Annotated in this window: 12 protein-coding genes, 1 pseudogene and 1 riboswitch; of the genes and pseudogenes, 6 read left to right on the forward strand and 7 right to left on the reverse strand. The window is 43.0% G+C overall.

Features of this window, described 5'->3' with window-relative positions; translation table 11 throughout:
* Window positions 1–342: 342 nt before the first annotated feature.
* The 5 genes and pseudogenes from AB4375_RS04455 (at window position 343) to AB4375_RS04475 (ending at window position 6,940) form a co-directional block, all read left to right on the forward strand.
* Window positions 343–1,905: an arylsulfatase gene (locus tag AB4375_RS04455; protein ID WP_017069862.1), complete on the forward strand. Its 1,563-nt coding sequence runs from the start codon at window positions 343–345 to the stop codon at window positions 1,903–1,905.
* 350 nt (window positions 1,906–2,255) lie between these two features.
* Window positions 2,256–3,350: a cytochrome-c peroxidase gene (locus AB4375_RS04460; RefSeq protein WP_372051091.1), complete on the forward strand. Its 1,095-nt coding sequence runs from the start codon at window positions 2,256–2,258 to the stop codon at window positions 3,348–3,350.
* Entirely contained in the window at window positions 3,343–5,730 is a 2,388-nt protein-coding gene (locus AB4375_RS04465) for an ATP-binding protein (RefSeq protein WP_017069860.1), read from the forward strand. Before AB4375_RS04460 ends, AB4375_RS04465 begins: the two co-directional genes overlap by 8 nt.
* A gap of 13 nt (window positions 5,731–5,743) precedes the next feature.
* Window positions 5,744–6,168 (forward strand): annotated as a pseudogene (locus AB4375_RS04470) (hypothetical protein).
* Between the two features lie 106 nt (window positions 6,169–6,274).
* On the forward strand, window positions 6,275–6,940 hold the full coding sequence (locus AB4375_RS04475; protein ID WP_017060014.1) for a DUF2057 family protein: 666 nt from the start codon (window positions 6,275–6,277) through the stop codon (window positions 6,938–6,940).
* Between the two features lie 179 nt (window positions 6,941–7,119).
* On the opposite strand, the gene AB4375_RS04480 is transcribed toward AB4375_RS04475, so the two are convergent.
* From AB4375_RS04480 to AB4375_RS04490, 3 genes are all read right to left on the reverse strand, one after another.
* Window positions 7,120–8,142, reverse strand: a complete 1,023-nt coding sequence (locus tag AB4375_RS04480) for an adenosine deaminase (protein WP_372051092.1) — start codon at window positions 8,140–8,142, stop codon at window positions 7,120–7,122.
* A gap of 90 nt (window positions 8,143–8,232) precedes the next feature.
* A riboswitch (purine riboswitch) is annotated at window positions 8,233–8,332 on the reverse strand.
* Between the two features lie 75 nt (window positions 8,333–8,407).
* Window positions 8,408–8,902, reverse strand: coding sequence for a GNAT family N-acetyltransferase (locus tag AB4375_RS04485; RefSeq protein WP_372051093.1), 495 nt, complete (start codon window positions 8,900–8,902; stop codon window positions 8,408–8,410).
* A gap of 166 nt (window positions 8,903–9,068) precedes the next feature.
* Window positions 9,069–10,052 (reverse strand): DUF2860 family protein, encoded by a 984-nt coding sequence (locus AB4375_RS04490; RefSeq protein ID WP_102332872.1) that lies wholly within the window; start codon window positions 10,050–10,052, stop codon window positions 9,069–9,071.
* A gap of 221 nt (window positions 10,053–10,273) precedes the next feature.
* Between AB4375_RS04490 and AB4375_RS04495 the strand changes: the two genes are divergently transcribed.
* A complete protein-coding gene (locus AB4375_RS04495) occupies window positions 10,274–10,771 on the forward strand; it encodes a fasciclin domain-containing protein (protein ID WP_372051094.1) in 498 nt (165 codons plus the stop codon).
* 127 nt (window positions 10,772–10,898) lie between these two features.
* Here AB4375_RS04495 and AB4375_RS04500 read toward each other — a convergent pair whose 3' ends face one another.
* The 4 genes from AB4375_RS04500 to AB4375_RS04515 all read right to left on the reverse strand — a co-directional run bounded on the left by AB4375_RS04500 (window position 10,899) and on the right by AB4375_RS04515 (window position 12,645).
* Window positions 10,899–11,195, reverse strand: coding sequence for a hypothetical protein (locus tag AB4375_RS04500; RefSeq protein WP_017064710.1), 297 nt, complete (start codon window positions 11,193–11,195; stop codon window positions 10,899–10,901).
* Window positions 11,196–11,326: 131 nt separating this feature from the next.
* Window positions 11,327–11,584 carry a hypothetical protein gene (locus tag AB4375_RS04505; protein ID WP_017069855.1) on the reverse strand — a complete coding sequence of 86 codons (258 nt, stop codon included), beginning with the start codon at window positions 11,582–11,584 and terminating at the stop codon, window positions 11,327–11,329.
* Window positions 11,585–11,749: 165 nt separating this feature from the next.
* Entirely contained in the window at window positions 11,750–12,232 is a 483-nt protein-coding gene (locus AB4375_RS04510; RefSeq protein ID WP_017069854.1) for a GNAT family N-acetyltransferase, read from the reverse strand.
* A gap of 98 nt (window positions 12,233–12,330) precedes the next feature.
* Complete coding sequence (locus AB4375_RS04515) at window positions 12,331–12,645, reverse strand: cupin domain-containing protein (protein WP_065584628.1); 315 nt, start codon at window positions 12,643–12,645, stop codon at window positions 12,331–12,333.
* Window positions 12,646–12,682 lie beyond the last annotated feature (37 nt).

The following is a 12,682-nucleotide window of genomic DNA, read 5'->3' on the forward strand; positions in this document are numbered from 1 at the left end:
ACCTCTTCGTAAGTTATTTGCATCCTGCCCTACAACGTATAGTCCATTTTTTGAACGATCGCGAGATTCGCTAAACTATTAATCTATTTGTCATTTTTATTGAGATATGGACACCGGAATCATCGATAAGGTTAACGCCAACAAACATGATAAGGATCACACATACAAACTAAGGACTTATTCATTCAACCCACTAAAAATGATATTGATCAATGGGTTAACTGAGCATCATAACGATTGGTTATAAGCACTATAAAAGGACGAAGCGGAATTTTGGGAATAACATTTGTTCATCGATGTGTTGCTCTAACGCATTAATCTTTAAAGTGAATCGGAGTCCTTATGGGTACTAAAATTAATAAACTAGCATTAGGTGTTGGCTTATTAGCAGCTTCTTCAGCGGCAACGGCAGCAGAAAAACCAAACATTCTTGCTATCTGGGGTGATGACATTGGTGTATTCAACATCAGTGCATACAACAACGGTATGATGGGTTACGAAACACCTAACATCGACCGTATAGCTAACGAAGGCGCACTATTTACTGACCACTACGGTCAACAATCGTGTACTGCTGGTCGTGCTGCATTCCTAACGGGTCAAGAACCTTTCCGTACAGGTCTATTAACTATCGGTATGCCAGGCTCTGATCACGGTATCCCAGATTGGGCTCCAACTATCGCAGACCTTCTTAAAGAACAGGGCTACATGACTGCTCAGTTCGGTAAGAACCACATGGGTGACCAAGATAAACACCTTCCAACGAACCACGGTTTTGACCAGTTCTTCGGTAACCTATACCACCTGAATGCAGAAGAAGAGCCAGAAACATACTACTACCCTAAAGATCCTGAGTTCCGTAAGAACTTTGGGCCTCGTGGTGTAATCAAATCAACTTCTGACGGTAAGATTGAAGATACTGGTCCTATGACGCGTAAACGTATGGAGCACGCGGATGAAGAGTTCCTAGAAGAATCTCTAGCCTTCATGGAAAAAGCAGTGAAAGCGGACAAACCATTCTTCATTTGGCACAACACAACACGTATGCACGTGTGGACTCGTCTACAAGAAAAATACCAAGGCGCATCGGGTATCAGCATTTACGCTGACGGCATGTTAGAGCACGATGACCAAGTAGGTATCCTACTAGACAAGCTTGATGAGCTTAAGATCGCAGACAACACCATCGTCATCTACTCTACTGATAACGGTGCAGAAACCGTATCTTGGCCTGATGGCGGTGCGACTTACTTCCACGGTGAGAAAGGTACAACTTACGAAGGCGGTATGCGTGTTCCTCAGCTAGTTCGCTGGCCTGGTACAATCAAGCCGGGAACTAAGATCAACGATATCATGAGTCACCAAGACTGGATTCCGACTCTACTAGCAGCAGCTGGTGATGATAAAGTGGTTGAGAAGCTGGCTTCTGATAAAGGTGCGACTTACAACGGTAAAAACTGGCGTGTACACCTAGATGGTTACAACTTCCTGCCTTACTTCCAAGGTAAAGAAGAGAAAGGCCCTCGTGATAGCATGCTTTACTTCTCTGCTAACGCTGAGTTAAACGCGGTACGTTGGAATGACTTCAAGATTTCGTTCGCTGTAATGGACGGTAACATCACAGATGCAGTACGTTTCCAACCAAACTGGCCTCAAGTCGTTCACCTACGTGCAGACCCATTCGAAAAAGCACCACACGAGTCTGGCATGTACCTGCGTTGGATGGCTGACAACATGTGGCTATTCGTTCCAGTAGGAAATCAGGTTCAAGAGTTTATGACGACGCTACCAGATTACCCTATGCAGAATAGCCAAGTACTGAACCCAGGTAACTTCAACCAGAATGCATACATGCTTCAAGGTAAACTTAAGCAACTAGAAGCGGCAGCAGCGCAAGCTAAATAAGCCTATCTAGGCGATGCAAACTGTATAGATGTGTATTTAACTAAGATTTATAGTAAGTACATAATCGAGTACGAAAGCCGTGATAACTCACTTGAGTTACCACGGCTTTCTTCGTTTAACGCCATTCGGCTTGATTTCATTTGAAAGAGCTTCATTCAATTCTGACTAGACCTCCCTATCAATCCCCGCTAGATAACCGCCTAAGCGATTTAATTTCCTACCACTTGTCTTGCAACATCACATATGCGCAACTAGCTTTATAAATAACACCTATCATTGGAAAGTAAAATGAAGGTGATATCAGAAGGATTCTGAGTTGCCATAATTGTCAAACTAGATGGACTAATGTTATGAAAACGCCATATTTAGCAGGAATAAGCATCATTGTCATTGTCGTTTCAGTCGCTTTGCTAGTTTATGACGCGGCCTCTTCAAAAATGCACACCTCGTTCGAACACAAAAAAAATCACGCCCATGAAAGCAATCATGATGACTCTCACTCTTCAGGGCACTCCGCCCATTCCGAAGAAAAGCACGCACATAAAACCGTCGCTTCAAGCCAACCCATATCTCCGATTCCAAACTCTCCCGAGATAAATCATGAGCTGGCCAAAATTGGTTGGGTGCTATTTAAAGACCCGAACCTTTCTTCTAACCGCAGTGTGAGCTGTGAAAGTTGTCATAGCCTGCAAACCAACGGCGCAGAGGTAATTCCAGTTTCGATTGGCGTAAACGGCGCAGGGATGAGAAATTCACTCACCGTTTTTAACGCAGTCTTTAACTATCGGTTCTTCTGGGATGGTCGAGTAAACAACCTCGGCGATCAAATTGATGGCCCAGTGCACAACGTCGATGAAATGGATTCAAACTGGCAACATATTACGGATTATGTGTCTCAATCGAAAGCTTACATCGACTTATTCCAAGAACAATCAACGCCCATTGACGAAGCTTCAATTAAGGCTGCTCTTATTGAATTTATGCAGGGTTTGACCACACCCAATGCCCCTTTCGACCTGTATTTACAAGGTGACAGCGCAGCACTTTCTGAAACCGCCAAACGAGGTTGGGAAACTTTTCAAGAAGAAGGCTGTATTCGTTGCCACCAAGGTACCAACATTGGTGGAGGCATGGTGATGCGATTTGGTTACTTTGGGTTATCGAAAACAGGAGCCGAGCGAAGTGAAGACCAAGGTCGTTTTATGTTTACCGCTAAACCACAAGATAAGGATTTATTTCGTGTTGCGAGCTTAAGAAACGTGGCGATCACTGCACCCTATTTTCATGACGGGCAAACAGCCACACTCGAAGAAGCGATCAAAATAATGGGGGAAAGCCAACTCGGTAAAACGTTTGAAAAACAGACCATAAACGATATTAAAGTCTTCCTCGAATCCCTAACCGGTAACCGTCCTCAAATGTTAATGGAGTTTGAAAATGAATAAGATCAGACTCATATTTCTACTGTTTGTATCGCTTTTCATCGGCTTAATTAGCTTTATTATGCTGACCTACTCCGAGCATGAAAAGGTCACCGAATATGGAGTGCCTATTCGGCAGTTAGGCCATGAAGTATTAGAAATGCGTGATCATATCACCAATGCAGCGCTTGCGGGTATTTCCAACCCTTATCAAATGTCTGCAGATTTGGTTGCTTTAGAAAGAGAGTTGCAACTACTCAGAGAAAGTTATCAAAGCGAGAATATTCACTCTACGTTCTTTAAACACTTACCGACAGCGCAATTATTGGATCGCTTTTACGATGCTTCAATGTCGAACTTAGATACGCTAGACAACCTAGTAGGACTTAGTGTGGCTCGTCAGTTTATTTTGCAATCTTTGACTCTACAACTCACAGAGAGCAACTCAACTGATGCTGAGATAAACAACGCAAATATCGACATTCAAAGCGCGCTTCTTGCGAGTGTGTTGGTTGGGGGAATCGAAATTAACCATTCAGGTGTTAACTCCGAGCTGGCGAACCTTTATAAAACGTTTGCCGAACTCAACCAACAACAAAGTCAGCTGTTATCTCAAGTACTTTCAGCACACAGCATGGAGTATATTGAACATATTGAGCATGAGTTTACCGATCTGCAAGACCAACTTAGAAGTATCATCGTTAAGCTTATTATCGTTTTGGCGTTGCTGACTTTAGCGTTCTCATTCACCATGTTTATTTTTCGAGTCTTCGAACTCAAAAGAAACAACCTCTCCTATCAAGAAGCCGCAGACAAAGCAGAAAAAGCCAGCGAAGCAAAATCTCTCTTTCTCGCTACCATGAGCCACGAGTTACGCACCCCAATGAATGGCGTATTAGGCATCGCTCAGATAATCAAGGAGGATTCACACAGCGAGAATACTCGTAAACACGCCCAAATCATCATTGACTCTGGTCAGCATCTCGTCACCATATTGAATGACATTCTTGATTTTTCTAAGGTGGAGCAAGGCAAGATGGAGTTGGAATACAGCCCGTTCTCTGTCACCGACGTCGTGACACACCTTGATAAAACATTGACACCTCTTGCAGAAGACAAAGGCCTCGCTTTTATCATTAAAGATAACATTCCTACCAATATTCAGTTGATTGGTGACTCTGCACGTACACGTCAGATCTTATTTAACTTAGCAGGCAACGCAGTCAAGTTTACTGAGTCAGGAAAGGTTGAAGTGGAATTCTTGATTGCACCGACTACCCCACCAAGCGTGAATATTTTAGTGACGGATACGGGTATTGGTATAGCAGAAGACAAGATCGACCATATATTTACCGCCTTTGAACAAGCTGAGCTTTCAACAACCCGTAAGTTTGGTGGCACAGGGTTAGGGCTTTCCATTGTTCAGCAGTTAGTCGAACTGATGGGCGGAACAATTAAGGTTTCCAGCCAGCTTGGTTTGGGCACTCAATTTAAGATCTCTTTGCCGTTAGAAATGCATGAGCTTGAAGAACAAGTCATCGACCAAACGCCAACCAAAACCAATGAGACTCTCGATGACTTCTCAGTATTGTTAGTCGAAGATAACAAGATCAACGCAATGGTGATTAGGAAGTTCTGTGAGTCGATAAACTTAACGGTTGAGAATGCCTACGACGGTTTACAGGCCTTAGATAAGTTGGCGTCAAACCAATATGACCTGATCATAATGGACAACCATATGCCCAACATGAGCGGTATTGAAGCGATTCAAAAAATCCGTGGCGAACTCAAGCTGACTACGGTTGTTTTTGCATGTACCGCCGATGTATTCAAAGAGGCCCACGATGAATTCATCGAATCAGGCGCAGACTTTGTACTCACCAAACCGTTACAGAAAAACAGCTTACAAAACGCCATCAACGAGTTTCACCAACAGTTTGAGGTCAACCGCCATCACTCCGTTAACACACACAATCTTCCAAACAAGGAAAAAAGTAACATCACGATGTTAACGCGTCACCCTAAGAACAAATTGCCACTCACAGAGGAAGAACTGTCGCGTAGCCAATTTTTAACTAACGATGAGCTTAAAACAGACGAGAAACTCAAATGCTTAACTTCTCTCGTTGATGAGCTAGAAAACGAAATCGATGAGTTGATAGAGCTATTTTCGGATGCCAAGCAAGATGATCTATCCAGAACATTAAAGGCGGTTAAAGCGATTGCATCAAGGTATGAAATGAGTGAAGTATTCGAGCTCGCAACCGAAGCTGAGAAGGTAACGGAGAAGCACATCATGCCCGAGGCTGAATTACTTCAGCAACTCATCAATCGCTTGATAGTCAACAGCCATCAAGCAACACGATTAATACACAAACTCCATCAGCAACGACAAACGGGGTAAAAGAAGGTGTCATATGATATGGAATGTAAATTTACCTAGCACTGGCCACATTTATTCTTAGCACTCGGTGCCACAATCATTTTTGTGGTCGACTGTCATGTTCCTTTGGGCATTGCCATGGCCGTGCCCTAAATAACGATAGTCTTGCTCGCAGCCACAACGAAAGATCCACTATCAGCCGTGATGTGGGCTATTGGCTGCACCTTACTTACCTTATTGGGTTACTACTTATCTGGTAGCGGCAGCGAAACCTGGTTTGTAGCCTTCAACCGAATCATTACCATCTATGCCATTTGGGTGGCGGCAATTATTCCTATTTATATCTCTTTACCTTCTCCTCAAGCCTCACTGGACGTCGATGATGACGTGACAGAGGAAAGTTCAAGATCACGCCCTCACTCGCACAGAAACCATACAATCGACACGTTCAAAAACTAGGCTTTGGTTAAGTTTCGGTGAATTTTTCCAAATCGAGACAAGGCAACTTGAAATACTTCTTTATGCATGCGAGTGTAGAACTACTCACCTAAATAACTGTATGACTATGAAAACATTACAATCCATTGCGCTGCTTTCGACAATTATCGCAGCGCCACAAGTGTTAGCTGACGTAACAATTGAAGTTCCTTCTAGCGCAGATGCTTTAGTCGAAGTCTTAGCTGTTAATGAGGCTAAACCTGATCTCGACGGTGGTTTCTTCTCTTCGAGCAAAACGATCACCGTTCCAGATGGCGTAAACCAAATCGTTTTCAAATATCAACTGGCTTTCAGCCAAGGTAACGACCGAGAGTTTGTCGATAGCGATACCATTATTGCTACTTTTGATGCGACAGACACAGCATTGACGTTTGACATGCCTAAGTTCCGTAACACCAACGAAGCGAAAAAAGGCCTTCAAAACTTAGATTGGAAACTGGTTGATAAAAACCAAAATGCAATCAGTGTTAAGCAAGACAAACTTATCAAAGATGGCATGCAGATTGGTCGTAAGTACCCACAAGAAGCGAAGGAGTACAACCAGAAAGGCGGCATCGCTGCACTTACAGTAGGTGCTAGCGCGGGCGTAGCAGCTGCTGTCGCACAACCGGTAACGCTTCCAGCAAAGATTGACGGAAATGCAGCAAATACAGCTGAAGAGATGCTCTATTTCTGGTACGAAAAAGCGGATGCTGAAACCAAGCAGAAATTCAAAGACTACGTGAACAAGTAGCTCAATGAGCTTAATTTAAAAATGAAAGAAGCTGGCAAACTGCCAGCTTCTTTTTTGTCTTCATCTAGATGATTTAGGCTTATAGAGATTAAGCAGACTCAGTCGATAACACTTTACCATCCACTTTAGTTGGCCATCCTAGCGCTTTATACTCAGCTGCTAGTAAATGGGCACAGCGGCTAGAAATTCTGGTCAAAATCAGCTTTAGCTAAGTAACCTTGAACAAGCTCTCGATATTGCTGCTTCAATGGCGCTTCAATAAAGCTCGCGTCTATCGCATTCAAACTAAACAGCGCTAACTCCTGATGCGTCATCTCATGAGCTTTGCTCACCGCATTAAAGTTATCCGACATGTAACCACCAAAATAAGCAGGGTCATCCGAGTTAATCGTTACAGCCACACCCTTTCTGAGCAGTTCGACAATGTTGTGGTCTTCCATCACATCGAATACACGCAATTTAATATTCGACAGTGGGCACACCGTCAGTGGCATTTTGGTTTCAATCAGCTCTTCGATTAGAGCTTCGTCTGTCATGCACTGGACACCATGATCCACTCGACTCACGCTGAGCATTTCAATCGCATCGACAATGTTTTGAGCCGGCCCTTCTTCTCCTGCATGCGCCACCGTCAAGAAGCCCGCTTGTTTTGCTTGTTGGAATACACGCTTGAACTTCTCTGGTGGGTGTCCTAATTCAGAAGAGTCCAGTCCAACCCCGACGATCTTATCTTGATGCTTCAATACCTCTGCGAGCGTTTGAATGGCGCTCTCTTCAGATAAATGGCGCAGAAAACATGCGATGATTTGAGAGGTAATGCCCAACTCTTTATGACCCTGTTCAAGCGCACGATGAATGCCGTTAATAGCGGTGTCGAATGCAATGCTACGATCGGTATGTGTCTGAGGATCAAAGAAAATCTCAGTATGGATAACATTGTCGGCTTTACAGCGTTCTAGATAAGCCCATGTTAAGTCGTAGAAATCCTGTTCTGTGCGCAGTGCATCAGCACCTTGATAATAGATATCCAGAAATGACTGTAAATCATCAAATTCGTATGCGCGTCTTAGTTGCTCTGGGGATGAATAAGGCAGCTCAATGCCATTGCGTTGAGCAAGCTGGAAAAGTAACTCAGGTTCGAGCGAACCTTCAATGTGTAAATGCAACTCTACTTTTGGGAGCCCTTGAATAAATGCGTTCATATTTCACCTACTATGGATTTTAGGTGTGCACTTACTCTGAATAATAGACAGGAGGTTTTCTTGAACGCCATTACAAAGAGTAAGAACACAATTGTGATCTAAACCCTTCGTAATCAGCACTTTGCGGGAGCTGGTAGAGACCCCCAAACCATATCATTGGGGTTATACGAAGCAAACGGTTGCTACTATACAGAGTTTAATGGGAATTTCACTAATCAATTGCTCATTAACCGATTTCTAAAGCAGGAACCTGTTTGGTTCGATCTCAACGGTAATCTGGTCGTATTCTCGACATCAGCAACATATCGATGTACTTACCCGCTTTGAACGTACTGAGTCTTTTTGTGCCTTCTAACTGAAAGCCTACACGTTCATACAAAGCAATAGCGGCGTGGTTATCGGCATGAACCTCTAACTCAAGACGCACGAGATTAAGCCAGTTATCCGCCTGATTGATCGCTTCTTGCATTAACGCCTTACCGACCCCTTTACCATGCATATCTGGGTGAATAGCAATACCAAGACCAGCGCAGTGCCTGTCTCTTAACTTGGTGGTCATGAATAAAGTAATGTGACCCACTACTTTGCCGGAGACTTCCGCAACCAGAGTGAAATGGTCTGAATGACCAAACAGTCGCTCCACTTGTTCAGAACTAAGATAAGGCTTTTGTGAGGTGTTTTCTGAAACTGAAGGGCGGCGATAAATATCGAAAACATCTTGGCTATCCGTTGCTTCTAAATGTCTAATTTGTATTTCCAAAGCGCTTCCTTATCCTATTATTTCTATCCATAAGCTAATTTTCATATTACGGATAGCAACGGGAACCTACAACCTTTAAAGGTGTAAGTGCCCGAAATAATTAAACAAATAGTAAGACTGAACTTAAACTTCTGCTTTGATGAGTATTTTTAAAATAGTGTGAATATCAGAATTTATAATCCACACCCACACTCGCTAATACTTGCTCGGAGTTATAGAAATCGATATTAGAATCTATGCTTCTTAAACCCAGTAAAGTAATGAACGCCCAATCTTTATAGCCCATCAAACCACCAAACTCATAAGCTAAGAATGCACCGAATTCATTCTCTTCACGTACTTGCCCGTAAATTGGATTCGACTCATCATATTCACGATCACTTGCATCTAGGGTGACAACAAAACCATGACGACCGATTCTCTTCGCGTAGTTTAATTCAATACCATAACTATCGAAGCTGAGTGCTCCTCCTTCTGCGTCTGAGTGGAAATACACCATTGAAGGAACAAATAGACCTGCGTGGTTTGGTAAGATAAAGCGGTATCCTGCTTTGGCGTACACATAGGTTCTTTCCCTATCCAGCAGCACAGTATCTTCCGGAGATAAGCCTTGGCTACCAGATAGCTCTTCATCAACATCTGATTGCCCAAATGCGAGATCCGTTCGAAAACCAGTTCCACCGATATTAGTGAGCTGCAGTCGTCCTACATTACCTTTCACATCCGTTTCATTTCGATTAACGCCAACAGCATACGGATCCGTCCAAGCCTTACCCGAGATAAGCGTAGGAATAACAGAAAAATCCAATATGGTGCCACCAGAAAGTTGATATCGATAACCGATCTCAAACGCAATGGTACCTGTTGCAATATCCTCTCGTGTCGTACCCGCATACACTTGGTGAGTCAGCGATTCGCCAAAAGTATATTGAACAGTACCCAAAAAGCCGAGTAGCCCTTGGTTTTCACTCTCCCCTTCCTGGGTGTTGGTGGCTTGATTCGAATCTTGTTCAGTACTCAAATTACTACTGTCAGAGTAGAAACCGGCCAATACACTGAAGTTACCGCTGAAGCCTTCACTTGGAGCAAGGCCGCTGTATGCAGGCATTGAAGCCAATGCAGAAAAGACTACTGGTAAAACAAACCTCATATTCACATCCATTACTTGAATAATCACCAAATAACTATAAGCATCAAATAACTATAAGCATCAAAATGGAATTATAACAAGCATTTAACAATATAAGTTTATTCGCTTGACGCTGTCGATATCGCTAACCATTCACTCAAAGACACAACAAATTGATCTATCACGATTGGGCTTTCGTAATACCTCTCGAAAATAACGGACAAAACTCAAAGGAAGACAATATGTTTAATAAATTAATCAAAACCATGTCAGTGCTAGTTGCGACGCTTCTTTTTACGGCTTTTGCTCACGCTGATCACCACGGAATGAAGAAAGACATCGTTGACGTGGCGGCTGAAAACGGCTCTTTCAACACCTTGTTAGCAGCGGTAAAAGCGGCAGGCTTAGTTGAAACATTGAAAGGTGACGGTCCCTTCACAGTGTTTGCGCCAACGGATGAAGCGTTCGCTGCGCTACCAGAAGGAACGGTTGATATGCTGTTGAAGCCAGAAAACAAAGACAAGCTGATTGCAGTACTGACCTATCATGTGGTGCCAGGGAAAATAATGGCGTCTGAAGTGATGAAACTCGATAGTGCCGTAACAGTGCAAGGCGAAGCGGTAATGGTAGGAATTGATCACGGCAACGTGATGGTCAACAAAGCGCAGGTCGTGATGGCAGATGTTGAAGCAAGTAATGGTGTTATCCATGTGATTGATGCTGTATTACTGCCTAAATAATAAAGATGAACACAAATCAAAGGTTCTTAGAGGGTGTGACAGGCTCACACCCTTTTGACGTTTAAATACCAAGTTAAGATCGGTATCAAACTAGCCGAACCTGCCTTTATATAAGCAAGAACCCGGATTACATAAACAAGCGCCCGAATATCAGAAAGGCCGCCATCGATACCACCTTCGTGAAGACCACTACCCAGATGCAGTCACCAATACTAGAGTGCGTCGCTTTCCCGAGTAGGAACACAAACAGAATCAACCCTAACACCCAACCTACTGTTGGAATCAATGACACCAGAGCAACGATAACAGCAATAGTAAGAAGGGATTTAAAATCTGCGACCACGAAAGACATTTTAGAGGCGATGTACATACAACATGCGGTGATTAATGCGTCCATCACAAACGCTAAAGCTTCAATACCCACTTTACTTCCTTCACTGATATTAGTTGAAGTGAATATTATCTCTAAAGAGATGATTTTTCTTGAATAAGAGAACAAAAAGCAGGTGAAAACTGTGTCAAAAATGAGATTACCGTTCGTCTGAAGGCATAGGTTTATTTGTTCGAGTCTTCTAAGCCTTTGACCAGTGCTTCAGACCGAGTCTGATTTGCTTTTTGATAGGCATCAAAGCCATCTTCGCGTTTACCTCCGAACAAACAAAGAAACGAGTTGATGACAAATGAAAAGAATGAGATGACGACAACAAAGAGAGGAAATAGCCCCGACACCCCAGCATCTAAGGCAAGAACGCCAACAGCGAAGGACAACATCGACACCAATGTATATAGTTTAGATCTACTCACATGACTCATGAACAACACTCCTTGTATTCATTCAATGTTTAGATTAGACAAATTATCTTGCACACAATTTGAACTCATCGACAATATCAATAGATCAGGAAAAGTTATCCTTAAAAAGGTTTTTTAATTTTTCAAACTCGGTTTCTGTATCCCTACGAACACTAGCCCGCCTATTCAACTGACTTTTCTATCTTCAACTACCTTTTCCATCACGTAATTGGTCAGCTTTACACCACGCATTTCGACTTCCTGTTCATTCACCACCTTAAAACCAAGATGCTCATAGAAAGGCCTTGCGGTAATACTTACTTCAGAGAAATATCTCGATATACCACGAACTCGACCCACAGTGAAAACATGTTCCATCAACGCTTTCCCTACCCCCTTCCCTTGATATTCGTGGTGACAGAAAAAGTGATCAATCAAGCCACTTGGTTGCAGGTCAGTATAGCCAACTACGCAACCATCGAGTTCAGCCACAAAGGGTTGTAACCCATTCATACGCTTTTGCCATAACGCAAAGTCAAAGCTACTGGGTGCCCAAGCTTCGACTTGCTGTTGAGAATAATCTCGAACATTCACGTTACGTACCGTATGAAAGAAGATCTCCCACAGTGCTTTGTCATCATTCGCTTGATAGTTTCGAATTCTAATCACAACATACTCCTTTTTGTCTTAAGTCCTTTCTGAGGTGAAAATAAACAGCTGAATCAGCAAGCTTTATAACCTAACAGCCTCAGCTTTAGAGCAAGATATCAACGATAAAACACAGCGAGCCAGATCGTCACCGCATCTTTATCCGTCCTCAGCACCTTGTGTTTTTCACCTGCGGAAATATTGAGATAATCCCCTTTAGACAAGGTAACAATGCGACCATCTTCAAACTCAATCACCCCTTGCCCATCGATCACCATTACCCATTCATTCTCATCTTGATCATACCAACCCTCGTCTGGTGAACTGTGACCATATGAGAGTATTCTCTCGATTCGAATGTTGTCGTTGGCAATCAGGTCATTGAATATTTCATTGGGTATTGATGAAGGAACATCATTGTAAATGTTTGGCATCAAGCTCTCCTAGCTAGCATTGAATTGATTAACAACT

The organism is Vibrio sp. 10N.261.51.C6 (genome assembly GCF_041471785.1).
Classification (GTDB): Bacteria; Pseudomonadota; Gammaproteobacteria; order Enterobacterales; family Vibrionaceae; genus Vibrio; species Vibrio crassostreae_C.